The organism is Polymorphospora sp. NPDC051019, assembly GCF_040683055.1.
Lineage (GTDB): Bacteria > Actinomycetota > Actinomycetes > Mycobacteriales > Micromonosporaceae > Polymorphospora > Polymorphospora lycopeni.
The window spans coordinates 407,654-433,238 of record NZ_JBFBCH010000002.1; the positions used below are offsets into that span (position 1 = coordinate 407,654).

The following is a 25,585-nucleotide window of genomic DNA, read 5'->3' on the forward strand; positions in this document are numbered from 1 at the left end:
GGCCGGCCGGACCGTGGTCCGGCCGGCCCGGCCGGCGGTTTGCGGGGCGGGTCAGCCGGCCGCGTGGGCGGCGAGCCGGTCGCCGACCTCTTCGGTACGCAGCGGTGCTCCGGGTACGCGGGCGGCGAGTTCGGCGGCGACCGCCTCGGATACCCGGTGGGCCGCCTCGGGGTGGCCGAGGTGGTCGAGCAGCAGCCCCGCGGACAGTACTGCGGCGGCCGGGTCGGCCACGCCCTTGCCGGCGATGTCGGGCGCCGAACCGTGTACCGGCTCGAACATCGACGGGTAGGCCCGCTCGGGGTTGATGCAGCCGCTGGCGGCCAGCCCGATGCCACCGCTGACGGCGGCGGCGATGTCGGTGAGGATGTCGCCGAAGAGGTTGTCGGTGACCACGACGTCGTAGCGCTGCGGCTGGGTGACCAGGAACATCGCGGCGGCGTCGACGTGCTGGTACTCGGTGGTGACGTCCGGGTGCTCGGCGGCGACCGCCTGGAACGCCCGGGCCCACAGCGAACCGGAGTGGGTCAGCACGTTGGTCTTGTGGACCAGGGTCACCTTGCGGCGCTCGCGGCGCTCGGCGCGGGCGAACGCGTCCCGGATGACCCGCTCGACGCCGTGCCGGGTGTTGAGGCTCTCCTCGGTGGCGACCTCGGCGGGGGTGTCGCGGTGCAGCGAGCCGCCCGCGCCGGTGTACAGCCCCTCGGTGCCCTCGCGGACCACGACGAGGTCGATCTCGCCCGCCTTGACACCGGCGAGCGGGCTCGCGGTGCCCGGCCACAGCCGGGAGGGGCGCAGGTTGACGTACTGGTCGAAGGCGAAGCGGAGCCTGAGCAGCAGGCCGCGCTCCAGGACGCCCGGCGGGACGCTGGGGTCGCCGACGGCGCCGAGCAGGATCGCGTCGTGTCCGGCGAGTTCGGCCAGCACGGAGTCGGGCAGCACCTCGCCGGTGCGGTTGTAGCGGGCGGCCCCGAGGTCGTACTCGGTCGCCTCCACTCCGGGCAGTACGGCGTCGAGGACCTTGCGGGCCTGGGCGACCACCTCGGTCCCGATGCCGTCACCGGCCACCACCGCGATCCGTGCCACCGACACGTCGAACTCCTTAACCCTCGCTGTTTACCGAACGTTAGGCGATCGTCCCGTCCTCCGGTACGCGCTTCCCAAGGTTTGGAAAGTTCTGCCGTACAGAAGCTTCACAGCGAAAATCCACCACGAGGTCACGTCCGGCGCCTAGGTTGGGTGACGTCCGGCAGAGGGGGGCCGAAGGCAATGCCGATCCACCGCACCATCCGTAACACCGACACCGTCCGAACCATCGCTCCCGGTGACCAACCGGCCAGACCCGACGTACGCCTCGGCGGCCCGGCCGCGAGGTCCCGGCCAACGAGTGCCGGCGCCGGTCCCGACCGGCTGGTCGCCCGGCACACCGTGCAGACCTCGACCGCGGACTACTCGCTGGTCCTCAACGGGCCGGCCTGGATGACCCGGCGGATGCTGAGCGAGGCGATCGGTGACGCGGTCGCCGAACTGCGGGCGATCGACGTGACCTACAGCCCGCTGCGCGAGGGCAGCCTGGTGTCCCGGCTGCGCCGCGGCGAGGTGGCCCCCGAGGCCTACCCGCCGCTGCTCGACATCGTCGAGCGGTGCAACGCGATGCGGGCGGCGACCGACGGCTGGTTCGACGCCTGGGCGGTGCCGGGCGGGTTCGACCCCAGCGGCCTGATCAAGGGCTGGGCGGTCGAGCGGGCCGCGGCCCGGTTGCGCGCCGCCGGCATCGAGGACTACGCCGTGGTCAGCGGGGCCGACCTGACCGTACGCGGGCACGCGCCGCACGGCGGGCCGTGGCGGGTCGCGATCCACCACCCCTACCAGACGAAGCGGCCACCGATCATGCTGGCGATGACCGGGGGTGCGGTCGGCACCTCGGGGGTGGCCGGCCACCAGAACCACGTCGTCGACCCGCACACCGGCGAGGCGGTCCACCACCTCGCGGCCGCCACCGTGACCGGCCCGGACCTGGCCGTCGCCGACGCCTACGCGACGGCACTCTTCGCCGCCGGCCGCGCCGGACTGGCCTGGTTTCCCACCGCGGACGGCTACCGGGCGCTGCTCGCCCCGACCCGCTGAGCGGACGGTCGGCCGCCCGGAAAGACGACCGGCCCCCACGATCTCGGCAACAGATCGCGAGGGCCGGTCGAAGACGAGTACGCGTGGCTCGCGCACAAGTGTCGGCACGCACCCGACGTGGTGTCCCATCACCCGAAGACGAGCCCACGCCCGGGAATCGCTGCGTAACCGCGCGGATACGCTATCGATTGCAGCTCACCGAGCGCAAGAGGTACGTCCACCGCGTGTCGATCCGGGGTTGCGCGAAACCTGACCCCGGTCGGATGGCAGTCTGTGGCGCGTGAGTTTCGATCTGGTCGTGTGGGCCCTTGACGCAACGGGCGCCACGGCGGCGAATGTGCGCGCCGCCCACGAGTCGTGCCGGCGGGGCGAGCACCGGGCGGGGCCGCCCGATCGCCGCATCCTCGCGTTCCACGCCGCGTTGACCGCGAGCTATCCGGAACGGGCCGCCAACTCCCCGTGGGCGGTGACACCACTGCACCTGGCCGCCGACCACCTGGAGATGAACCTGACCGAGACCTGTGCCGACGAGGTGCTGCTGACCGTGGAGCGACTCGCCGGCGTATACGGGTTGCTGTTGTTCGACCCGCAGGACGGCTCGGTGTATCCACCACCGGCCACCGTAGGACGCTGATCACGCGCCGCCGGACCGGGGCGCCGCCGGCCGCGGCGCAACGGGCCGGCGGGTGACCGACCGCGGTCGGACACCCGCCGGGTCGCCGTTGCCTACTCGTCCCGCAGGTCCGCCGCGCTCGCGGCGACGGCGCCGACCGCGTCGGCGGCCGAGGCGAGCAGTTCGACGCCGACCGCCGAGTCGACGGTGAGGGTCATCAGCGCCTCACCGCCGGCCTCGCGCCGGGCCACCTGCATCGCGGCGATGTTGACGCCGGACTCGCCGAGGATCGAGCCGATCGTGCCGACCACGCCCGGCCGGTCGACGTAGCGCAGGAAGAGCAGGATGCCCTCGGCGCCCAACTCCAGGTCGAAGCCGTCGACCTCGGTGAGCTTGATGACCTCGCGGGTGCCGCTGACGACCACGGTTCCGGAGACGGAGACGGTACGGCCGTCGGGCAGCGCGCCGCGCACGGTGACCAGGTTGGGCTGGTCGGCGGTGTCGGCGAAGGTGGCCAGCTCGACGGCCACGCCCCGGTCGGCGGCCAGGTGCGGCGCGTTGACGTACGTCACCTGCTCCTCGACCACCGAGGTGAACAGGCCCTTGGTGGCGGCCAGCTTGAGCACCGAGACGTCGTTGGCGACGATCTCGCCACGGACCTCGACGGTGACGCTGGCGGCGATCCCGCCGGCGACCGCGGTGAAGACCTTGCCGAGCTTCTCGGCGAGCGGCAGCAGCGGCCGGACGTCCTCGGCGACGACGCCGCCGGCCTGGACGTTGACCGCGTCCGGCACGAACTCGCCCTGGAGCGCCAGCTTGACGCTCTTGGCGACGGCGAGGCCGGCCTTGTCCTGGGCCTCGGCGGTCGAGGCGCCCAGGTGCGGGGTGGCGACGACGTTGTCGAACGCGAACAGCGGCGACGCCGTGCACGGCTCCTTGGCGTAGACGTCGACACCGGCGCCGCCGACCCGGCCCTCGGCGATCGCGTCGGCTAGGGCCTGCTCGTCGACCAGGCCGCCGCGCGCCGCGTTGACGATCCGGACGCCGGGCTTGACGATCGCGAGTTCCTTCTCGCCGATCAGGCCGACGGTCTCCGGGGTCTTCGGCAGGTGGATGGAGATGAAGTCGCTCTCGCGCAGCAGCTCCTCCAGGCCGACGAGCCGTACGCCGAGCTGGGCGGCGCGGGCCGGCTGGATGTAGGGGTCGTACGCGATCAGGCGGGTGCCGAAGGCCGCGATCCGCTGGGCGAACAGCACGCCGATGCGGCCGAGCCCGACCACCCCGACGGTCTTGCCCTGCACCTCGACGCCGGTGTACTTGGAACGCTTCCACTCGCCGGCCTTGAGCGCGGCGCTGGCGCTGGCGGTGTTGCGGGCCACGGCCAGCAGCAGGGCGACGGCCTGCTCGGCAGCGGAGACGATGTTGGAGGTGGGCGCGTTCACCACCATGACGCCGCGGGCGGTGGCGGCCGGCACCTCGACGTTGTCGAGGCCGACGCCGGCCCGCGCGACGACCTTGAGCCGCGGCGCGGCGGCCACGGCCTCGGCGTCGATCTGCGTGGCACTGCGCACGATTACCGCGTCGGCCTCGGCGAGCGCGGCCAGCAGGGCGACCCGGTCGGTGCCGTCGACGTGCCGTACGTCGAAGTCGTGGGCCAGGACGTCGAGCGCGGCGGGGGCGAGCTCTTCAGCGATCAGTACGACAGGAGTCATCGGTCCTCGTAGATATCGTCAGGGGCGGGTGGTGTGCGGCGGCGGGGGCGCCGCTCTGCGCCCAGCACTCCCCCGAGCGGGATACACAACGGGGATGCGGCCTACCGCGATCGTAGGCGCCACCGGCGCCACCACGGCCCGCACCCCCGCGTGAGTGCCCTCACAAACCCGACCTAACGCCCGCGCAACCGCTTCCAGGTGAGCCCCCTCACGCGGGGCTTGCGGTCTCCGGAGTGCGGCCTCGCGGGCTCGGTCTTTCCACGGCTGGACCGGTGCCGACCTGCCGGAAACTGTTCGCCTCGGCGGTCAGCGTGTCGAAGAACAGGTCGAAGTCCAGCGACCCCACCGGCGGGTAGATCCGCTCCCGGGGCGGCTCCTCGCCGGGGGCCAGCGCCCCCTGGGCGACCATGAAGTCGAGGATCGCCTCACGCACCGCCGGCAGCGACACCGGCGAGTGGTAGAGCACGTTCAGCGCCTGCATCCGCATGCCCTGGACGTGGTCCTCGCCCTTGTTGTCGTGGAAGTGCGGGTTGCGGGTCTCGATCTGCAGGACCGGCACCGAGCTGGTCATGACCTCGGGATAGGAGGCGGGCAGCACCCCGCCGAACTGCTCGAAGAGGTCGACGTACTCGAAGGGCTCGACGGCGAACCCGCCGGCCAGGCGCATCCGCAGCCCGAGGTCGAGGCTGAGCGCGTGCTCGCCGGCGTTGCCGGTCGCGATCACCTCGGTGCCGAAGCCGGAGTATTCGGCGACCAGCCGGTTGAGGAACTGGTTGGTGATCTCGGAGCTGCGGCCGCGTCGGCTGAAGAAGAGCCGCCCGTCGCGCAGCTTGGGCTTGGAGTGCCAGGAGATCCGGACCATGGCGTACGGGTTGGCGGCCAGGTGCAGGCCGGCGGCGTAGACCTTGACGTATTCGTGCACGGCGCCGGGCACGTAGTTGTCGGCGTCCACGTAGCCGATGTAGGCCCGTCCGGTCATCGCGGCGACGGCCATGCCGATCAGCATCGCCTCGCCCTTGCCGGCGCGGACCATCCCGTCGTCACCGACCAGTTCGGGCATCCCGGCCGCCTTGAGGGCCGCGGCGAGACCCGGGTCGCGCTGGTGGATGGTGATCGCGGGGCGCTCGGCCGACTGGCAGAACTGTTCGACGGTCTGCGCCTCGATCTCGAACCGGTCGACCGGATGTCGGTCGCTGTTCGAGACCAGCACGATCAGACAGTCGTGCGGGATACCGGAGAGCACACCCTCGATCACCCTCCGTGTCTCATTCATGCACGGAATGACAATTACCATCTCGCGCTCGATGGCGCGGATGGCATCGTGCGAGACGATGCCACTGCCCCGGGCCCCCGTGGCATCCCCGGAGTCCAGCTCGATAACGCGCTGAAGTTCGTGGATGCGAACGGCGCCGAAGCGTTCGGTACGGTGCGAGTGCTCCAGACGCATGCGGCGACAGTACCGGAGACTTAGATTAACTGGTTGTAACCAACGGTCAAATAGGCACAGCGCTCGACTTCCGCCACGAACGGACGCCGAATCGCAACCTGGACGTAACGCACAATGATCGAGGCGTTCCCGTTGCCGCCCAGGCGACATGTCGGGAACGCCTCGATGAAGTGCCGTTCGCTGCCCTTGGGCGTCAGGCGGTCTCGGTGATCGGTCGATCGACCCAGCTCATCATCCCGCGCAATTTCCGACCGGTTTCCTCGATCGGGTGCGCGGCGCCCTCGGCCCGCCACTTGTTGAAGTTGGGCCGGCCGGCGTCGTCCTCCGCGATCAGTTCGCGGGCGAACTCACCCGACTGGATCTCGGCCAGGATCTTGCGCATTTCCTCCTTGGCCCGGGCGTCGACCACCCGCGGACCACGGGTGTAGTCGCCGTACTCGGCGGTGTCGGAGACGCTGTAGCGCATCCGGGCGATGCCACCCTCGTACATCAGGTCGACGATCAGCTTCAGCTCGTGGAGGCACTCGAAGTAGGCGACCTCCGGGGCGTAGCCCGCCTCGGTCAGCACCTCGAAGCCGGTCTGCACCAGCGCCGAGGCGCCGCCGCAGAGCACCGCCTGCTCACCGAACAGGTCGGTCTCGGTCTCCTCCTTGAACGTGGTCTTGATCACACCGGCCCGCGTGCCACCGATGCCCTTGGCGTACGACAGCGCGAGCGCGAGCGCGTTGCCGGTCGCGTCCTGCTCCACCGCCACCAGCGCGGGCACGCCCTTGCCGTCGACGTACTGCCGGCGGACCAGGTGACCCGGCCCCTTCGGGGCGACCAGGGCCACGTCCACGTCGGCCGGCGGCTTGATGAGGTCGTACCGGATGTTGAGGCCGTGACCGAAGAACAGCGCCTTGCCGGCCGACAGGTGCGGCGCGATCGACTCGGCGTACAGCGAACGCTGCACGGTGTCCGGCGCCAGCACCATGATCAGGTCGGCCTCGGCCGACGCCTCTGCCGGGGTCAGCACCCGCAGGCCCTCTTCCTCGGCCTTGGCCCGGCTCTTCGAGCCCTCCGGCAGGCCGATGACGACCTCGACACCCGAGTCGCGCAGCGACAGCGCGTGGGCGTGCCCCTGGCTGCCGTAGCCGATCACCGCGACCTTCTTGCCCTGGATGATGCCCAGGTCGGCGTCGTCGTCGTAGAACACCTCAGCGGTCATGACTTCCCTTTCCTGCGACGGGCCCTGCGACCCGCCGTCACTAAGCGGCACGCAGCGCCGGGCCGGTGGTGATCGAGCGCGAGCCGCGCCCGATCGCCACGAGGCCGGACTGCACCATTTCCTTGATTCCGAACGGTTCGAGGTCGCGCAGCAGCGCGTCGAGCTTGTCGGGCGTGCCGGTCGCCTCGATGGTGAGCGTGTCCGGGGCGACGTCGACGACCCGCGCCCGGAAGAGCGCGACCGTCTCCAGCACCTGCGCCCGCGCCGCCCGGTCCGCCCGGACCTTGACCAGCAGCAGCTCGCGGGCGACCGCGGCCCCCGGGTCCAACTCGACGATCTTCAGAACGTTGACCAGCTTGTTGAGCTGCTTGGTCACCTGCTCCAGCGGGGACTCGTCGGCGTTGACGACGATCGTGATCCGGGAGACCTCCGGGTGCTCGGTCTCCCCGACCGCCAGCGAGTCGATGTTGAACCCGCGCCGGGAGTAGAGGCCGGCCACCCGGGCCAGGACGCCGGGCTTGTTCTCCACCAGCACCGACAGCGTGTGCTTGCTCATGCCTTCTCCTCGAACTCCGCCGGCGCGGTCACAGGTCGTCTTCGTCGAACGTGGGGCGGACCCCACGGGCGAACATGATCTCGTCGTTGCTGGTGCCGGCGGCGACCATCGGCCACACCATGGCGTCCTTGCCGACCACGAAATCGATCACCACGGGGGCGTCGTTGATGGCCATCGCCGCCTCGATCGTCTTGTCCACGTCGGCGGCGTTCTCGCAGCGTAGCCCGACACACCCGAGCGCCTCGGCGAGCTTGACGAAGTCGGGGATGCGGTGCTTGTGGGTGCCCAGGTCGGTGTTGGAGTAGCGCTCGTTGTAGAACAGCGTCTGCCACTGGCGGACCATGCCCAGGTTGCCGTTGTTGATCACGGCGACCTTGATCGGGATGCCCTCCAGGGCACAGGTCGCCAGCTCCTGGTTGGTCATCTGGAAGCAGCCGTCGCCGTCGATCGCCCACACGGTGGTGTCCGGCATACCGACCTTCGCGCCCATCGCGGCCGGCACCGCGTAGCCCATCGTGCCGGCACCGCCGGAGTTGAGCCAGGTCCGCGGCTTCTCGTACGAGATGAACTGGGACGCCCACATCTGGTGCTGGCCGACACCCGCGGCGTAGACCGCGTCGGGGCCGGCGATGGCGCCGATCCGCTGGATGACGTACTGCGGGGCCAGCGTGCCGTCGGCCGGCTCGTCGTAGCCCAGCGGGTAGCGGTCGCGCAGGTCGTCGAGCTGCGCCCACCACTCGGTGCGGTCACCGGTCCGGCCGCCGCTCTGCTCGACGGTCGCCGCCGCGATCAGCTCGTCGATCACGTGCCGGGCGTCACCGACGATCGGCACGTCGGCGGCCCGGTTCTTGCCGATCTCGGCCGGGTCGATGTCGGCGTGCACGATCGCCGCGCCCGGGGCGAACGAGTCCAGGTTGCCGGTCACCCGGTCGTCGAACCGCGCGCCGAGCGCCACGATCAGGTCGGCCTTCTGCAGCGCGTAGACGGCCGCGACGGTCCCGTGCATCCCGGGCATGCCCAGGTGCTGCCGGTGCGAGTCGGGGAAGGCGCCCCGGGCCATCAGCGTGGTGATCACCGGGATACCGGTCAGCTCGGCCAGCTTGCGCAGCCCCTCGGTCGCCTCGGCCTTGAGCACGCCGCCGCCGACGTACAGCACCGGACGGCGGGCGGCGTTCATCAGCCGGGCCGCCTCGCGGATCTGCTTGCCGTGCGGGTGCAGGGTCGGCCGGTAGCCGGGCAGTTCCAGGGTGGGCGGCCAGGAGAACGTCGTCTGCGCCTGCAGCACGTCCTTGGGGATGTCGACCAGGACCGGGCCCGGCCGGCCGGTGGAGGCCAGGTGGAACGCCTCGGCCAGGATGCGCGGGATCTCCTCCGGCGTCTGCACCAGGTAGTTGTGCTTGGTGATCGGCAGGGTGATGCCCTGGATGTCGGCCTCCTGGAAGGCGTCCGTGCCGATCGCCGGACGGGCGACCTGACCGGTGATCGCCACCACCGGCACCGAGTCCATGTAGGCGTCGGCGATCGGCGTCACCAGGTTGGTCGCGCCCGGACCGGAGGTGGCGATACAGACCCCGACCCTGCCGGTGGCCTGCGCGTAGCCGGTCGCGGCATGGCCGGCCCCCTGCTCGTGCCGGACCAGGATGTGCCGCACCGTCGAGTCGTAGAGCGGGTCGTACGCCGGCAGGATGGCGCCGCCCGGAATGCCGAACGCGACCTCGACGCCGAGCGCCTCCAGCGACCTGACGAGCGAACCCGCACCGGAGACCTGGGCCGGGCCGGGCGGCGGTACGGGCACGGCCGCCGAGCCGGACCCGGTGGCGAGGGTGGCCGGGCTGGGCGTCGCGTGGACGCGGTTGGCGAGCGTCTCTGGCGTTGGTCTAGTCATCGCAATTCTGGCCTTCGGTCGGTGCGGCACGCTCTACGCGTGATGCGGGTTCGGCGCGGACCGGTGCCCGCGCGGGCGGACCCGCGCCCGGACGGGCGACGGGTGGCTGGCCAATAAAAACGGCCCACGTGCAGATGCACGGGGCCAGCGCACTCTCGAACGATGAGAGTGCGCTCAGATAAGTACTCGAAACGACCTGGTCGGCGACATGGGGCTAAGCCTGACGCATCTCACGCGCTGAGTCAACTGATCTCACATCCTGGTCACCGCGTGTCGGATTCCGCTGGTCAACCTCGTGCGACGACTGCGCCGGGTCCGCGTCCGGCGTACGGTTCACCGGCGCGCCCACGCCCCCGTCGGCCCGCCCGCCGATCTGCCGGGGAACGGCCGGCACCGCCCGCGCGCCCGGCGACGTCGCCGACTCCAGCAGCGCCTCCAGGTGCTCGGCGGGAACCCCCCAGCCGAAGAGCTGCCCCTGCCCGAAGCGGCAGCCCGCCTCGACCACGGCCGCCATCTCGGTCTGGTTGGTCACCCCCTCGGCGATCACCTGCAGGCCGAGCTGGTGCCCCAGGCGCATCACGACGTCGACGTACGGGGCGAAGACCCGGTCGGGCCGGCCGTCCACCGGCGACTTCTGCTCGGCCACCAGGCTGTGGTCGATCTTCAGGATGTCGATCGGCAGGTGCCGGAGCTGGCCGAGCGACGAGTAGCCGGCGCCGAAGTCGTCCAGCGCGATCCGTACGCCGATGGCCCGCAGCGCCCGCAACCGCTTGATCAACTCGTCGAGGTCGGTGGCCACGGTGTGCTCGGTCACCTCCAGCACCAGCCGCTGCGACGGCACCCGGTGGGCGCGCAGCGCCTCGGCCACCTGCTCGACGTATTCCGGGGCGTGCAGCTCGCGCGGCGACACGTTGACCGACACCCACACGTCGTGGCCCGCCGCCCGCCACAGGGCGAGCTGGTGGCACGCCTGGTGCAGCACCCACGACCCGAGCGTGGCGATCATCCCGCACTCCTCGGCGAGCGGGATGAACTCGTCGGGGCGTACCTTGCCCAGCCGCGGGTGGGTCCAGCGCAGCAGGGCCTCGGCGCCGACCGGCCGGACCGCCGGGATCTCCGCCACCGGCTGGAACACCAGGTGCAGCTCGCCGCGCTCGACCGCACCGCGCAGTTCGTGCTCCAGGGTCGTCCGCCGGCGCAGCAACTGGTCGTAGGCGATGTCGTACTGCTCGACCCGGTTCTTGCCGCGCTGCTTCGCGTAGCGCAGTGCCAGGTCGGCGTTGCGCAGCAGGGTGGGCACGTCCGACCCGCCGGTGCGCCGGGCGATACCGATGCTGACCGACAGGAAGACGGTGCCGTCGCCCTGCTCGTACGGCCGGCACAGCACCCCCAGCAGCCGGTCCGCCGCCCGCTGCGCCTCGGCCGGCCCGGTGCGCATCAGCACGGCGAACTCGTCACCGCCCAGCCGGGCGGCGAGATCGCCCGGCCGCAGGTTCTGCCGCAGCCGGGCGCCGACGTCGCCGAGCACCGCGTCGCCGACGTCGTGGCCGCGCATGTCGTTGACGTACTTGAAGCCGTCGAGGTCCAGGGCCAGCAGGACCACCGGTACGTCACGTTGGTGCACCCGGCGCAGTTCCTCCAGCAGTCCGCGCCGGTTGGCCAGCCCGGTCAGCGCGTCGGTGTGCGCCAGGTCCCGGTAGTGCGCCTCGCTCTCGGCCAGCCGGTGCGCGTACGCCCGCACGTCGAGCAGCGCGACGTACTGCCGGGCGACCAGCGCGAACCCCTCCGCGATGCCGGCGGCGATCCCCGGGGCGGTGAACCGGCCCTCGAGCAGCAGGTGGTAGACCGCCGAGGCGGCCATGCCGAGCATCGGCAGGAAGGCGTAGGCGGTGCCCCGGCGGATCACGTCGCCGTGCGGCTCGCCGGGGGTGTCGGGGAACCGGACCGCCCAGACGAGGACGAGCACGCCGACCGGCACCGCCACGGTGCTCGCCAGCACCATCGCCGTGCCCGGCTGGCAGACGCCGGTGGCCACGCCGAGCCCGCCGACGGCGGTGGTGACGATGCCGGCACCGGTCAGGATCAGCCCACGGCGCGGCCGGGCGGTGCGCAGCACGGCGACCACGGCCACCCCGACCACGATCGCGACCGCCACGCTGGCCAGCAGGATCGCCGTGCAGGTGGTCGGGGTCGCCGCGCCCAGGATGCGGGTCGGCTCGGACAGCAGCACCCAGCCGACGAACCACAGCGCGGCCCCGACGACCACCGCGTCGAGCAGGTGGCGGGCCACCGTGCGGGTGTCACCGGCGAGGCCGGGCATCCGCAGCAGCCCGACACTGAACAGGACCCCGCTGAGCACGACCCCGATCGACACGACACCGGCCAGGGTGACCCGCTGCTCCCGGTATGCCGACCAGTCCGGAACCATCGCGACCAGGCCGACGAGACCGACGACCAGGCTGGCGGCGGCCACCCCGGCCCCGGCGGCGAGCACCAGGCGGGCGCGCCGGCTCGCGCCGGAGTGCCGGCGGGCTGACCAGACCAGCATCACCGTGCCGATCACGGCGGTGAACCCACCGGCCACGGCGGCGATCTCGACACCCGAGGGGAAGTGCACACATCAACTCTGCCGGATGGCGACCTGGCGTGGGGGGACGGGGTGTGCGACAGCGGGTCCGGCGGCTATGGCGGACACCACACCTTTTCCCGAGTGGTGGACCCGCCGTACGGCGCGGCGGCCGGTGGACGGGTCGCGGTGCAACACTGGGGGGCATGCCTGACCTGCGGTCCAAGACCTCCACCCACGGGCGGACGATGGCTGGAGCCCGCGCCCTGTGGCGCGCGACCGGCATGACGGACGACGACTTCGGCAAGCCGATCGTCGCCATCGCCAACAGCTTCACCCAGTTCGTGCCCGGGCACGTACACCTCAAGGACCTCGGCGGGCTGGTCGCCGACGCGGTCGCCGCGGCCGGTGGGGTGGGACGCGAGTTCAACACGATCGCCGTCGACGACGGCATCGCGATGGGTCACGGCGGAATGCTCTACTCGCTGCCGAGCCGCGAACTGATCGCCGACGCCGTCGAATACATGGTCAACGCGCACTGCGCCGACGCGCTCGTCTGCATCTCGAACTGCGACAAGATCACACCGGGGATGCTGCTGGCCGCGCTGCGGCTCAACATCCCCACGGTCTTCGTCTCCGGCGGCCCGATGGAGGCCGGCAAGACGGTGGCGATCGAGGGCATCGTCCACGAGAAGATCGACCTGATCGACGCCATGATCGCCTCGTCCAACGACGCGGTGACCACCGAACAGCTCGACAGCATCGAGCGGTCGGCCTGCCCGACCTGCGGCTCCTGCTCGGGCATGTTCACCGCCAACTCGATGAACTGCCTCACCGAGGCGATCGGCCTGGCGCTGCCCGGGAACGGCTCGACGCTGGCCACCCACGCCGCCCGCAAGGACCTGTTCGTCCGGGCCGGCGGCCTGATCGTCGAGATCGCCCGGCAGTGGTACGAAAACGACGACGCCTCGGTGCTGCCCCGCGCGCTGGCCAACCGGTCGGCGTTCGAGAACGCGGTCGCGCTCGACGTGGCGATGGGCGGCTCGACCAACACCGTCCTGCACCTGCTGGCCGCGGCCCGCGAAGCCGAACTGGACTTCGGCGTCGCCGACATCGACGCGATCTCCCGCCGGGTGCCGTGCCTTGCCAAGGTCGCCCCGAACAGCCCGAAGTACCACATGGAGGACGTGCACCGGGCCGGTGGCATCCCGGCCATCCTCGGCGAACTCGACCGGGCCGGGCTGCTGCACCGCGACGTACGCGCCGTGCACTCCCCCGACCTGGACACCTGGCTCGGCGACTGGGACATCCGCGGCGGCAAGGCCCGCCCGGAGGCCGTCGAACTCTTCCACGCCGCGCCGGGCGGCGTACGCACCACCGAGCCGTTCTCCACCACCAACCGGTGGAACCGGCTGGACACCGACGCCGAGGCCGGCTGCATCCGCGACCGGGCCCACGCCTACACCGCCGACGGTGGGCTGGCCATCCTGCACGGCAACCTCGCCCCGGACGGCTGCGTGGTCAAGACCGCCGGCGTCGACGAGGAGCTGTGGCGGTTCAGCGGGCCGGCCCGGGTCTTCGAGTCCCAGGACGACGCGGTCAGCGGCATCCTCGCCAAGGAGGTGCGGCCGGGCGACGTCGTGGTGATCCGCTACGAGGGTCCGAAGGGCGGGCCGGGCATGCAGGAGATGCTCTACCCGACCTCGTTCCTCAAGGGCCGCGGGCTCGGCAAGGCATGCGCGCTGATCACCGACGGCCGGTTCTCCGGTGGCACCTCGGGCCTGTCGATCGGTCACGTCTCGCCGGAGGCGGCCGGCGGTGGGCTGATCGCGCTGGTCGAGGACGGTGACGAGATCGTCATCGACATCCCGGCCCGGTCGCTGCGGCTGAACGTGCCGGACGAGGTGCTCGACGCGCGCCGGATCGCCCAGGACAAGCGGGACCGGCCGTACACGCCGGTCGACCGGCAGCGCCCGGTGTCCGCCGCGCTGCGGGCGTACGCCTCGATGGCCACCTCGGCCAGCGACGGCGCCTACCGCCGGGTGCCCGAGTAACACCTTCGTCGCGAGTAACACCTTCGTCGCGGGGCCGGGAGCGTCGCTCCCGGCCCGGGCGACGTCCACCGGGTCGGGAGCGCCGTGATCGTGCGGCCGCCCGGCGGGGTACTGCTGTCGCGGTCCACAGCGAAATCGGCGTATCGACAGCGAATTCGCTGTGGCGCGCGACAGCGACATACCCGGTGGCCCACCCCCGGTCGCCCGCCACGGGGACACCGACGATCGTCTGCTGTCCGACCGGACGACACGCCGTCCGAGGCCGGCGGAGCAGCAGACGATCACGCGGCGCGGGCGATCCGCGCGGCGTGGGTCAGGCGCGGGCGGCCTCCATCGCCAGTGCGGCCGCGCCGAGCAGCCCCGCGTCGCCGCCGAGGGTGCTCGGGTGAATCCGTACCCGGGTCACGAACGGCAGCCCGGCCAGCTCCGCGACCGCCGCCCGCAGCGGGTCGAAGAGCACGTCGCCGGCGCCGGACACGCCGCCACCGATCACCACGTCGTCGAGGTCGATCAGCGCGGCGGCGGAGACGATGCCGGCGGCCAGGGCGAGCGCCGCCCGGTCGAAGGCACGCCGCGCCACCGGGTCGCCGGCCCGGGCGGCGTCGGCCAGGGCCCGGGCGTCGGCCGGCCGGTCTCCCGGCGACCAGCCCTGCTCGACCGCCCACCGGGCGATCGCCGGCCCGCTGGAGAGCGCCTCCACGCAGCCCCGGCCGCCGCACGCGCAGTCGGGCCCGCCCAGGTCGACCACGATGTGGCCGATGTGCCCGGCGTTGCCGGTGCCGCCGGAATGCACCCGGCCGCCGATCACCAGGCCGCCGCCGACCCCGGTCGAGACCACGATGCCCAGCACCGAGCGGTCGCCGTACCCGCCCCGCCAGTGCTCGCCGAGCGCCATGCAGTGCCCGTCGCCGGCCAGCACCGCCGGCCGGCCGGGCAGCACGTCGCGCAACGCGTCGAGGATGCCGAAGTCGCGCCAGGCCGTGATGTTGACCGGGCTGACCGTGCCGGCCAGCGGGTCGAGCGGCCCGGCCGACCCGACCCCGAGACCGACCAGCCGCCGGCTCGGCCCCCGCTCGGCGACCTCGCGTACGAGCCCGTCGAGGGCGGCGGCCACGGTCTGCGCGTCGGGGCTGACGGGGGTCGGTACCACCGCCCGGGTGGCGATCGTGCCGTCCGGCTCGACCACCGCCGCGGCCAGTTTCGTGCCACCCACGTCAACAGCTAGAACGGGACCCGTCACACCGTCACCTCGCTCCGTCCGGTCGATCCGTCACGACCTACGACGCAGGCCGCCGGTCGTCCCGGCCCCTGACCTGGTCACACCGTGTTCCCGAACGGACGGGTTCATACCGTGCCGGCGGTGAGGTCGTTGACGCAGCGTAGAACCGGACGGGCGGCCAGGGCGGCCGGGTCCACCGGTCGGGACGTACGGACGGTGAAGCCCACCGACTCGCCCGGCAGCAGGGTGACCAACGCGTCGTCGACGACGGCCGCCGGGTCGAGCCGGTCGGCCAGCACGGTCAGGTCGCGCAGCACCGTACGGGCGGTCACGGTCAGCCGCAGGCCGCCGTCGACCGGCTCGACGGCCGTGTCGTAGGCCGCCGGCGGGTAGGCGATCTCCCGGTCGGTGGCGAAGAACCACCAGGCCCGCAGGTCACCGCTGGCACAGACCAGCAGTTCGCGCCGGGGGTCGCCGGGCTGGGCCAGGTCCGCCGGCAGCGGCACGGTCGCCGTCGCATACGGCGCCACGTCCAGCTCCACGACCGCCTTCGCCCGTGGTTCGCCGTCGAGCCCGTACCGGGCGACCGTCACCCGGGCCGTCCAGCGTCGCCCGCCGTCGTTGACGGCCACCAGGGCCGGTACGCCGTCGCGCGGCTGGACGGTGAGCAGCCGGTCGGCGTACGCGCGGCGCAGGGCGTACCACAGGGGTTTGCGGCGCCCGTCGCCGTCGACGGCCGACCAGGAGGTGACCGGCCAGCAGTCGTTGAGCTGCCACACGATCGTGCCCATGCAGACCGGCCGGTGCGACCGGAAGTGCTCGACCCCGAGCGTGATGGCACGGGCCTGGTTGACCTGGGTGAGGTAGTGCCAGTCGTCGAAGTCGCGGGGCGCGGGCAGGTGGGCGTCGAGGCCACGGCGCAGCTTGGCGTCGCCGTCGGCGGCCTTCTGGTGGTGCCGCATCCCGGGCGAGTCGGGGGCGAGCGGATCGTCGCGCAGCGCCCGGCGCAGGGTCGCGTACGCAGGCGGGGCCTGGTAGCCGAACTCGGCGACGAACCGGGGCACGTATTCCCGGTAGCGGACGTAGTCGTCGGTGTTCCACACGTCCCAGATGTGGGTGCTGCCGTGGGCCGGGTCGTTGGGGTGCCGGTCGTGGTCGCCGGACCACGGGCTGCCCGGCCAGTACGGCCGGGTCGGGTCGAGTTCGGCGACGACGGCCGGCAGGAGGTCGAAGTAGAACCCGGCACCCCAGCTCCGGTCGCCCAGCGGCTCCCGCCAGTCCCAGTCGTGCCAGCCCCAGATGTTCTCGTTGTTGCCGACCCACATGACCAGGCTCGGGTGGCTGGCCAGCCGGGTGACCTGCTCGCGGGCCTCGGCGGCGACCTCGGTGGCGAACGGCTCCTCCTCGGGATAGGCGGCACAGGCGAAGAGGAAGTCCTGCTCGACCAGCAGCCCGAGGGAGTCGGTGAGGTCGTAGAAGTCGTCGGACTCGTAGCGGCCGCCGCCCCAGACCCGGATCAGGTTGACGTTGGCGTCGCGGGCCTGGGCGAGCCGCTGCGCGTAGCGCTCCCGGGTTACCCGGGTCGGGAAGACGTCGTCGGGGATCCAGTTGACGCCGCGGACGAAGACCGGCACGTCGTTGACGACGAGGGTGAAGGCGCTGCCGTGGGCGTCGGCGGTGGTGTCGAGGCGTACGGTGCGGAACCCGATCCGCCGCTGCCAGGCGTCCAGCGGGTCGCCGTCGGCGGCGTGCAGGGTCACCTCCAGCGGATACCGGGTCGGTTCGCCGTACCCGTGGGGCCACCACAGTTCCGGGTCGGCGACGGTCAGGGTCAGCACGGCGGTGTCCCGGCCGGCGTCGACCGTGGTCTCGCCGGTGGCACCGGCGACGGTGGCGCGTACGGTGAGCGGGCCGGTGCCGGGGTCGGCCCGCTCGATCCCGACGTGCACCTCGACCCGCCCGGCGCCGGCCTCGACCGTCGTGAGTGGACGTACGTGGGCCAGTCGGGCGACCCGCCAGGTGTGCAGCCCGATGCCCTGCCAGATGCCGGCGGTGACCAGGGTCGGCCCCCAGTCCCAGCCGAAGTTGCAGGCCATCTTGCGGATGAAGTTGAACGGCTCGGGATACGAGTTCGGCCGCTCCCCCAACTCGTCGCGACGGGCCAGCGCGTAACGGTAGGCGGAGTCGAACCGTACCCGCAGGGTGTTGTCGCCGGCCCGCAACGCGGGGCGGGCGTCGAAGCGGTAGCCGCGGTGCATGTTGGCGGTGCGGCCCAGTTCGACGCCGTTGAGGGTGACCGTCGCGACGGTGTCCAGCCCGGCGCAGACCAGGTCGGCGCGGCCGGCGGCCGGCCCGGCGGTGAACGTCGTCTCGTAGATCCAGTCGGTGTGCCCGATCCAGGCCAGCCGGGTCTCGTTGTCGTCGAGGTACGGGTCGGGGATGCGACCGGCGGCGAGCAGGTCGGTGTGCACGCAGCCGGGCACCGTGGCCGGCAGGACGGCGCCGGCGACCTCCTCGGGCACACCGGCTCCGGGGTCGCCGCCGCCGGGCACCGCCCGCAGGGTCCAGCCGTCGTGCAGCGGTCGCAGGCCCGCCGCGTTCGCACCGTGGGTCAAGACTTCACCGCGCCTTCCATGATTCCTCGGACGATCTGACGTCCACCGATGAACAACATCACGAGCAGTGGCAGCGTGGCCACCAGCGCGCCGGCGAGCACCCGGCGGTAGAGCACGTAGTTGCCGCTGGCCAGGTCGGACAGGGCCACCATCGAGGTGGGGTAGTCGGTGCCGCCCAGCGTGATCAGCGGCCACTGGAAGTCGTTCCAGGTGGCCACGAAGGTGAGCAGGCCGAGCACCGCGAGGGCCGGCCGCACCGCCGGGAGCACGACGCTCCACCAGATCCGCATCGTCGTCGCACCGTCGATCCGGGCCGCCTCGATCAGCTCGTCCGGTACGGCCTCCATCGTGAACTGTCGCATGTAGAAGACGCCGAACGCGCTGACCAGACCGGGCACGATGACCGCGAGCAGGGTGCCGTTCCAGCCGATCTCCCCCATCAGGATGTAGAGGGCGACGACGCCGAGCTGGTTGGGCACCGTCAGGGTGAGGACGACGAAGACCATCAGCGCGTTGCGGCCCCGGAACCGCAGCTTGGCGAAGGCGAACCCGGCCAGCGAGCAGAAGAACAGCACCGAGAACGTCACGACGCCCGACACGATCGCGCTGTTGGCCAGCGACTGCACGAAGTACACGTCCTGCATCGAGAAGACCTCGCGCAGGTTGGTGAGCAGCATCCCGCCGGGCACGACCCGGGGCGGGATCTCGGCGAGGGCGGCGTCGGTGCTGGTGGCGACGACGAACATCCAGTAGATCGGGAAGGCCGAGAACAGGATCACCACGGACAGGAACAGGTAGCTCCAGAAACCGGCGGCCCGGTGCCGTGGTGCCCGCCCGGCCGGTCCGGCCCCGCCGGGGTCGCCGGACCTGCGGGTGTCGGGCTTGCGCGTCGTGACGGTCGTCATCGGCGGCCTCCTCCGAGCCGGTTCGTGACGACCGCGTTCAGCACGGCGACCACGATGATGATCAGGAACAGCGCCCAGGACATCGCGGCGGCGTACCCGAGGTTGAGGTCCTTCCAGCCGACCTGGTAGATCAGCAGGGCGATGGTCTGCCACTCCCGGTTGGCGCCGCCGGTGGCGGCCGCGGTGTTCTGCTGGAAGAGCATCGGCTCGGTGAAGAGCTGCAGCCCGCCGATGGTGGACAGGATGACCGTGAAGATCACCACCGGCCGGATCATCGGTACGGTGATCCGCCACAGCTGGCGCCACGGCCCCGCCCCGTCGACCGCCGCCGCCTCGTAGACGTCGCGCGGGATGGACTGCATCGCGGCCAGGTAGAGCAGCGCGTTGTAGCCGATCCACTTCCAGTTGACCATCGTGGCGATGGCGATCCACGACGACCACTTCGCCGCCCGCCAGTCGATCGGCTCGGCCATGCCGAACACCGACAGCACCCAGTTGGCCGCCCCGGTGTCCCGGGCGAACACCACCGCGAAGATCAGCGTCGAGGCGGTCAGCGGCGTGACGTACGGCAGCAGCACGCCCACCCGGAACCAGGTCTGCGCCCGCAGCCCGCGGTTGAGCAGCCCGGCCACGATCAGGGCGAGGGTGAGTTGCGGCACCGTCGAGAGCAGGAAGATGCCGAACGTGTTGAGCAGGGCGTTCCAGAACGCGTCGTCGGCCAGCAGCCGCTCGAAGTTGGCCCAGCCGGCCCAGCCTGTCAGGGTGGGGTCGTCGAGCCGCCAGTGGCGCAGCGCGACGACCCCGTTGAAGACGATCGGGAAGATCCCGAAGACCCCGAAGAGCAGGAAGAACGGCGCGATCAGGAGGTACGGGGTGTAGCGCAGGTCGAAGCGGAGCAGCCGGTTGCGCCAGCCGTGCGGCTGGGTCGTCACGCCTCCGCCGCCTTCTGGGCCTCCTTGACCGCCTCGGTCCACGCGTCGGCCGCCTTGCCCTTCAGGTCGCCGCTGGCGAGCCGGTTGAGCACGTTCTCCACCGCGACCCGGGTCGGCCCGTTACGCCGGCCGAGGTACTGCGGGGTGAGGTTCTCGGCGGTGCCGCTGAAGATCTGGCCGACCGGGGCGTTGCCGAAGAACGGGTTGGTGAAGTCGCGGATCGCCGGGTCGTCGTAGAGCGCCGGCTGCGAGGGCAGGTTGCCGACCTTCTTGAAGATCTCGATCTGCTGCTCGGGCTGGATCAGCCACTCCAGGAACTTGTACGCCTCGTCGATGTTCTTGCCCTGCTTGGGGATGGTCAGGAAGGAGCCGCCCCAGTTGCCGCCGCCGCCGGGGATCGCGGCGATGTCCCACTTGCCGCTGGTGTCCGGCGCGGTGTTCTGGATGTGTCCCTGCATCCAGGCGGGGCAGGCCAGCACCGCGAAGTCGCCCTTGACGAAGCCGGCGTTCCACTCCGGGGAGAAGGCGGCCAGGTCGGCCGAGAGCCCGGCGCCGATCGCCTTGGCGGCCACGTCGAACGCCACCTTCGGGCCGCCCTCCATCCGCAGCGTCTCGCTCTGGTCGTAGAAGCCGACCGGCTGCTGCCCGAGCACCGGGTTGAAGATGTTGGTGCCGGCGTCGATGAACTTGCGGCCGGTCCGGCCGGTGTAGGTCTGGCCGGTGGCGATGAACGCGTCCCAGGTGGGCCAGAGCGCCGACACCTGGTCGCGGTCGGTCGGCAGCCCGGCCGCGGCGAACAGGTCGGTGCGGTAGCACATGGCGAGCCCGCCGACGTCGGTGCCGAGCCCGATCTGGGTGGCGCCGTCGGGCGACAGCGTCTGCTGCCACTTCCAGGGCAGGTAGCGCTCCTGGTACTGGCCGGCGCCCTGGTCGAGCAGGTTGACGAACTTGTCGGCCTGGCCCCGGAACTGGATCACGAAGCCCTCGTCGATGGCGGCGATGTCCGGGGCGCCGGAGCCGGCGATCAGCTTCTTCTGGAGATCCTCGTGCTGGGCGTTGTACTCGCCGGTGTTGAGGCTGATCCGGACGTTCGGGTTCGCGGCCTCGTAGCGGCCCTTCAGTTCGTCGAGGCCGAAGTCGCCCCAGAAGTTGATTTTCAGCGTGACGGTGCCGTCGCCGCCACCACCGCTGTTGCCGCTGCATCCGGTGAACAGGAGCAGGCCGGCCATGCCGGCGGCGGCCATCCGGACGATCCGGGATCGTTTCATGTCATCCTCCGAGCACATCATGGGAACGCTCCCAAGATCGAGGAGCGTTGACTGAACCGGATAAGTGACGACACCGTACGGGCGGCATCGGAACATGTCAATCCTGTGTCCTGTGCATGCCGAACTGGTAACCTGCCTCGGTCCCATCACTGCTTAACCGAGAAAGGTCAACTGACCGGTGGGCCGGGCCGCCCCGGACCGGTAACCTGATGGGCCCGCCCGGTGCCGGGGCCGTCGACGGCCCGGCCGCCCGCGACACCGAGAGGAGACCGGTGAAACGGCCGACGATCGCCGACATCGCCCGGCGGGCCGGGGTCTCCAAGGGCGCCGTCTCCTACGCGCTCAACGGCCAGCCCGGGGTCTCCGCCGCCACCCGGCAGCGGATCATCGCGATCGCGCAGGAGATCGGCTTCAACCCCAACAGCGCCGCCCGCGCCCTGTCCGGCGCCGCCGCCAACGCCGTCGGGCTCACCCTCTGCCGGCCGGCCCGCACCCTCGGCATCGAACCGTTCTTCATGGAGCTGATCAGCGGCGTCGAGGCGGAACTGTCCGCCCGGTCGTACGCCCTGACCCTCCAGGTCGTCGCCGACCCGGAGGCCGAGATCGCGGTCTTCCGGCGCTGGTGGGGCGAACGCCGCGTCGACGGCGTGTTCGTCTGCGACCTACGCGTCGACGACCGGCGGATCCCGGTCCTCGAACGGCTGCAACTGCCGGCCATGGTGATCGGCGGCCCCGGCCACACCGGCACCCTGGCCAACGTGTGGTGCGACGACGGGGCGGCGCTGGTGGAGGCCGTCGAATACCTCGTCGCGCTGGGACACCACCGGATCGCCCGGGTCGGCGGCCTGCCCGGCCTGCTGCACACCGAGATCCGCACCCGCGCCTTCACCGACCTGTGCGCCCGGCTCGGGCTGTCGCGGGCGGTGACCGTGCCGTCGGACTACACCGGCGAGGAGGGCGGGCGGGCGACCCGGCGGCTGCTCAGCTCGCCGGAGCGGCCGACCGCGATCCTCTACGACAACGACGTGATGGCCATCGCCGGCCTCGCGGTGGCCCAGGAGATGGGGCTGTCCGTACCCGCCGACCTGTCGATCGTGGCCTGGGACGACTCGGCACTGTGCCAGCTCGTCCACCCCGCGCTGACCGCACTCGGCCGCGACATCCCGGCGTACGGCGCGAACGCCGCCCGCCGGCTGCTCGCCGTCGTCGCCGGCGACCCGGTCGACGACTTCCAGGACCAGACCGCCCACCTGACACCACGCGGCAGCACCGGTCCCCCGCCCCGCGACACCTGACCGGCCCCCGGCCGGATCAGCTCACAGGGACGGGGACTGGAAGGACTCCAGGAACGCCTCCATCCGCTCGGCCGGCGCCGGGCGGGACAGCGCGAAGCCCTGCCCGTAGCGGCAGCCCGCGGCACGCGCCTGGTCGACCTGCCCGTCGGTCTCCAGCCCCTCGGCGACGATCTCCAGCCCGAGCCGGCGGCCGAGGCTGACCACCACGTCGATCAGGGGCTTGCTCTGCGTGCCCCGGCCGGAATCCGCCACCAGGGCCCGATCGATCTTGAGGATGTCGACCGGCAGCCGGCGGAGCTGGGCCAGCGACGCCTGGCCGGCGCCGAAGTCGTCGAGCGCGGTCCGTACGCCGAGCGCCCGCAGGCCGGCGAGCTGGGTGACCACGGTCGGCACGTCACTGGCGACCCGGGCCTCGGCGACCTCGACGACGAGCTGCTCCGGGGCCAGGTGGTGGGCGGCCAGGGTGGCCGCCACGGTCGACACGAAGTCGGGCGCGGCCAGCTCGTGCGGCGTCACGTTCACCGCCATCCACAGCGGGCGGCTCGGGTGCGACCACGTGGCGAGCTGGCGGCACGCCCGGTCCAGCACCCACCGTCCGATCTCGACGGCGATGGCCAGGTCCTCGGCGACCGGCAGCAGCTCGGCCGGCAGCACGGTGCCCAGCGCCGGGCTGCGCCAGCGCAGCAGCGCCTCCACCCCGACCGGCTGACCGTCGTGCAGGCCCAGCACCGGCTGGTAGACCAGGTCGAGTTCGCCCCGTCCGGCGGCACCGGACAGCTCCCGTTCGAGGTCCATCCGGCGGACCAGCTGCTCCTCGAGGTACGCGTCGTACCACTCGATCCGGTTGCGGCCGAGCTGCCGGGCCCGGCGGCGGGCCAGGTCGGCCCGGCGCAGCACGTCGTCGACGCCGTCCCCGCCGGCCAGCTCGGCCAGGCCGATGCTCAGGTGCAGGTGCACGACCGCGCCCGGCAACTGGTAGGGCTCGGTGAGGGCGGCGAGCAGCCGGGTGCCCAGGGTGTACGCCAGCATCGGCCCCTCGACCGTGACGATCGCGAACTCGTCACCGGCCAGCCGGGCGGCGACGTCGTCACGGTCGATGGTGGCCCGCAGCCGCCGCCCCACCTCGATCAGCACCGCGTCGCCGACCTCCCGGCCGCGTACGTCGTTGATACCGGCCATGCCGTGCAGGTCGATGACGAGCAGTGCCCCGGTGTGCCCGGCCACCGACCGCTGGGTGACGATGGTCCGCATCAGCTCGCGGCGGTTGGCCAGCCCGGTGAGCTGGTCGGTGAACGCCATCTCGTGCAGCGTGCGTTCGAGGTGGCGGCGCTCGCCGACGTCGCGTACGTGCACCACCAGCGCGCCCACCTCGGGCACGCCGCGCTGGTCGCTGATGGTCGACTCGGTGTCGCGCAGCACCCCGTGCCCGTCGACCAGCCGGGCGGTGACCAGCGGCGGGCGACCGCCGTCGGCGGCCCGCCGGGTGAGGACCCCGGTCAGTGCCGAGGTCACGTCGGCGGCGTCGTCGGGATGCATCAGTTCGGGGAACGCCCGGCCGAGGACGTCGGCGTCGGAGAGTCCGAACAGGCGCGCCGCGGCCGGTGACTGCCAGCGGATCAACAGGTCCTCGCCGACCACCAGGGTCAGGTCGTTGGCGCCGGAGACCAGCGACCGGAAGTGCGCCTCCTGTTCGGCGAGGCGGCGGGCGTACCGGCGGACGTCGAGGGCCGAGAGCACCTCGCGCACGACCAGGGTCGGGATCACCGCGAGGCCGAGCACGATCGAGGTCACGTCGAAGGACCCGACGGCGACCAGGTGGTATGCGGCGGCCAGGGTGGCGATCACGGCCGGCACGGTGAGCAGCGGGTAGGCGGAGAAGTTCCCCTCGGCCTCACCGAGCGCCAGGGGCCGACCGCCGACCTCGGTGCGCGACGCCCCGATCCAGGTCAGCAGCGGCGCGCCGGCCAGCACGGCACCGGCCGCCAGCAGCGTGGCGGGCGGCGCGTCGTACGCCAGCAGCCAGGTGAGGATGGTCATGCCGAGTACCGTCGCGCTGGCCCCGGCGCCGGAAAGCAGTGCGGCCCGCCGGAAGCGGGCCGCGCGCAGTGCCGTGATCACGATGATCGACAGCCCGGCCGCCGCGACCAGCCCGGCCGCGAGCGCCGTCCCGGGAGTCGCCCCGTCCGGATGCAGCAGCCACCCGGCGAAGGCGAAGCTGGCGCCCATGCTCAGGCCGTCGAAGCCGCGCCGCAGCCGGACCGAGATGGTGACGGCCGCGCCGGGCAGGAGGAGCAGCCCGAGCACGCTCAGCACGGTGGCGGCGGCAAGGCCCGCCAGCGCCACCGACGGCAGCCGGCCGGTCGGCACCAGCGGCAGGGCGGCGGCGGTCAGGCCGGTGGCGAGCACGCCGAGGCCGAGCAGGCCGGCACCCCGGCACCCGCCGGTCCGCTTCTCGATGGCCCGGAAGGACAACGCGAGCCGGATCAGGCGGGCGGCGCAGACCGCGGCGACCGGTACGACGGCGGCGGCCACGGCCACCAGCACGGACACCGCCCCGGAAAGGGCGGCCGCGATCGCGAACGGCGCCACGACGGCGGGGGCGAACAGGGTCACCAGGCGGATCGGCACGGGGCGGGCGGGGGCACGCAGGAGGGGTTCCACTGACACGGCGGCGGTCACCTTCGCGGAGGGGGCGAGGGTTTCGTGGTGCGGCGGCACCGCACCTATCAACGGGTCAACGAGGAGTGCGGCGACCAGGTTACGCCCCGGCGCCGTGGCGGGTGGCAGGATGGTGGGGTGACCACTGCCCGACCAGTCCAGTTCCGTTATCCGCAGGCGATCCTGGTGGCGGCGATCGTCGGATTCGTCGGCGCGATCCCGCTGGCCAGCGTCTCGTGGTTCCTCGCGCCGATCCTGCTGGTGCCGCTCGCGCTGGCGATGTGGGCGTGGCGGGCCGGCACCGACGCCGATCCGGCCGGCATCCGGATCCGGGCGCTGCTCGGCGGCCGGCGTATCGCCTGGTCGCAGATCCGGGAACTGGCCGCCGACCGGCGCGGGCGGGCGATGGTGCTGCTGGCCGACGGGCACGCGGTCGGCCTGCCGGCGGTCCGGGCCGCCGACCTGCCCCGGCTCGTCGAGGCGAGCGGCAACCGGGTCGACGCGACCGGCTGACCGCCGGCCCGCGCGG

The 25,585-nt window shown here is 72.2% G+C and carries 18 protein-coding genes; 5 read left to right on the forward strand and 13 right to left on the reverse strand.

Annotated elements, in window-relative coordinates:
- Nucleotides 1-51: 51 nt before the first annotated feature.
- Nucleotides 52-1,083: a 3-isopropylmalate dehydrogenase gene (locus AB0M79_RS06000; protein WP_364208829.1), complete on the reverse strand. Its 1,032-nt coding sequence runs from the start codon at nucleotides 1,081-1,083 to the stop codon at nucleotides 52-54.
- A 183-nt stretch (nucleotides 1,084-1,266) separates the two neighbouring features.
- On the opposite strand from AB0M79_RS06000, the gene AB0M79_RS06005 reads away from it, so the two are divergent.
- Together AB0M79_RS06005 and AB0M79_RS06010 are read left to right on the forward strand one after the other, a co-directional pair.
- Nucleotides 1,267-2,124 (forward strand): FAD:protein FMN transferase, encoded by an 858-nt coding sequence (locus AB0M79_RS06005; protein ID WP_364208267.1) that lies wholly within the window; start codon nucleotides 1,267-1,269, stop codon nucleotides 2,122-2,124.
- A gap of 280 nt (nucleotides 2,125-2,404) precedes the next feature.
- Nucleotides 2,405-2,758: a hypothetical protein gene (locus AB0M79_RS06010; protein ID WP_364208270.1), complete on the forward strand. Its 354-nt coding sequence runs from the start codon at nucleotides 2,405-2,407 to the stop codon at nucleotides 2,756-2,758.
- Nucleotides 2,759-2,850: 92 nt separating this feature from the next.
- Here the strand turns inward: AB0M79_RS06010 and serA are convergent, their stop codons facing one another.
- From serA to AB0M79_RS06040, 6 genes are all read right to left on the reverse strand, one after another.
- Nucleotides 2,851-4,449: a phosphoglycerate dehydrogenase gene (serA, locus tag AB0M79_RS06015; RefSeq protein ID WP_364208273.1), complete on the reverse strand. Its 1,599-nt coding sequence runs from the start codon at nucleotides 4,447-4,449 to the stop codon at nucleotides 2,851-2,853.
- Nucleotides 4,450-4,657: 208 nt separating this feature from the next.
- Nucleotides 4,658-5,896 (reverse strand): mannosyl-3-phosphoglycerate synthase, encoded by a 1,239-nt coding sequence (gene mpgS, locus AB0M79_RS06020; protein ID WP_364208276.1) that lies wholly within the window; start codon nucleotides 5,894-5,896, stop codon nucleotides 4,658-4,660.
- A 193-nt stretch (nucleotides 5,897-6,089) separates the two neighbouring features.
- On the reverse strand, nucleotides 6,090-7,103 hold the full coding sequence (ilvC, locus tag AB0M79_RS06025; protein WP_364208279.1) for a ketol-acid reductoisomerase: 1,014 nt from the start codon (nucleotides 7,101-7,103) through the stop codon (nucleotides 6,090-6,092).
- 40 nt (nucleotides 7,104-7,143) lie between these two features.
- Nucleotides 7,144-7,659: an acetolactate synthase small subunit gene (ilvN, locus tag AB0M79_RS06030; RefSeq protein ID WP_357532712.1), complete on the reverse strand. Its 516-nt coding sequence runs from the start codon at nucleotides 7,657-7,659 to the stop codon at nucleotides 7,144-7,146.
- A gap of 28 nt (nucleotides 7,660-7,687) precedes the next feature.
- A complete protein-coding gene (locus AB0M79_RS06035) occupies nucleotides 7,688-9,544 on the reverse strand; it encodes an acetolactate synthase large subunit (RefSeq protein WP_364208282.1) in 1,857 nt (618 codons plus the stop codon).
- Nucleotides 9,545-9,758: 214 nt separating this feature from the next.
- Nucleotides 9,759-12,092: a bifunctional diguanylate cyclase/phosphodiesterase gene (locus AB0M79_RS06040; RefSeq protein ID WP_364208832.1), complete on the reverse strand. Its 2,334-nt coding sequence runs from the start codon at nucleotides 12,090-12,092 to the stop codon at nucleotides 9,759-9,761.
- Nucleotides 12,093-12,316: 224 nt separating this feature from the next.
- Here AB0M79_RS06040 and ilvD point away from each other — a divergent pair, with 224 nt between their 5' ends.
- Nucleotides 12,317-14,164 carry a dihydroxy-acid dehydratase gene (gene ilvD / locus AB0M79_RS06045; RefSeq protein WP_364208285.1) on the forward strand — a complete coding sequence of 616 codons (1,848 nt, stop codon included), beginning with the start codon at nucleotides 12,317-12,319 and terminating at the stop codon, nucleotides 14,162-14,164.
- A 313-nt stretch (nucleotides 14,165-14,477) separates the two neighbouring features.
- Here the strand turns inward: ilvD and AB0M79_RS06050 are convergent, their stop codons facing one another.
- From AB0M79_RS06050 to AB0M79_RS06070, 5 genes are all read right to left on the reverse strand, one after another.
- On the reverse strand, nucleotides 14,478-15,377 hold the full coding sequence (locus AB0M79_RS06050) for an ROK family protein (RefSeq protein ID WP_364208288.1): 900 nt from the start codon (nucleotides 15,375-15,377) through the stop codon (nucleotides 14,478-14,480).
- 131 nt (nucleotides 15,378-15,508) lie between these two features.
- Nucleotides 15,509-17,998, reverse strand: a complete 2,490-nt coding sequence (locus AB0M79_RS06055; protein WP_364208291.1) for a glycoside hydrolase family 2 protein — start codon at nucleotides 17,996-17,998, stop codon at nucleotides 15,509-15,511.
- Complete coding sequence (locus AB0M79_RS06060) at nucleotides 17,995-18,903, reverse strand: carbohydrate ABC transporter permease (RefSeq protein WP_357532721.1); 909 nt, start codon at nucleotides 18,901-18,903, stop codon at nucleotides 17,995-17,997. The genes AB0M79_RS06055 and AB0M79_RS06060 overlap by 4 nt, the downstream gene beginning before the upstream one ends.
- On the reverse strand, nucleotides 18,900-19,835 hold the full coding sequence (locus AB0M79_RS06065; RefSeq protein WP_364208294.1) for a sugar ABC transporter permease: 936 nt from the start codon (nucleotides 19,833-19,835) through the stop codon (nucleotides 18,900-18,902). Before AB0M79_RS06065 ends, AB0M79_RS06060 begins: the two co-directional genes overlap by 4 nt.
- On the reverse strand, nucleotides 19,832-21,103 hold the full coding sequence (locus AB0M79_RS06070; protein WP_364208297.1) for an extracellular solute-binding protein: 1,272 nt from the start codon (nucleotides 21,101-21,103) through the stop codon (nucleotides 19,832-19,834). The genes AB0M79_RS06065 and AB0M79_RS06070 overlap by 4 nt, the downstream gene beginning before the upstream one ends.
- A 272-nt stretch (nucleotides 21,104-21,375) precedes the next feature.
- On the opposite strand from AB0M79_RS06070, the gene AB0M79_RS06075 reads away from it, so the two are divergent.
- On the forward strand, nucleotides 21,376-22,398 hold the full coding sequence (locus AB0M79_RS06075; RefSeq protein WP_364208300.1) for a LacI family DNA-binding transcriptional regulator: 1,023 nt from the start codon (nucleotides 21,376-21,378) through the stop codon (nucleotides 22,396-22,398).
- Nucleotides 22,399-22,419: 21 nt separating this feature from the next.
- On the opposite strand, the gene AB0M79_RS06080 is transcribed toward AB0M79_RS06075, so the two are convergent.
- Nucleotides 22,420-25,065 carry an EAL domain-containing protein gene (locus tag AB0M79_RS06080; RefSeq protein WP_364208303.1) on the reverse strand — a complete coding sequence of 882 codons (2,646 nt, stop codon included), beginning with the start codon at nucleotides 25,063-25,065 and terminating at the stop codon, nucleotides 22,420-22,422.
- 129 nt (nucleotides 25,066-25,194) lie between these two features.
- On the opposite strand from AB0M79_RS06080, the gene AB0M79_RS06085 reads away from it, so the two are divergent.
- Entirely contained in the window at nucleotides 25,195-25,569 is a 375-nt protein-coding gene (locus AB0M79_RS06085) for a PH domain-containing protein (RefSeq protein ID WP_357532728.1), read from the forward strand.
- The last annotated feature ends 16 nt before the right edge of the window (nucleotides 25,570-25,585 follow it).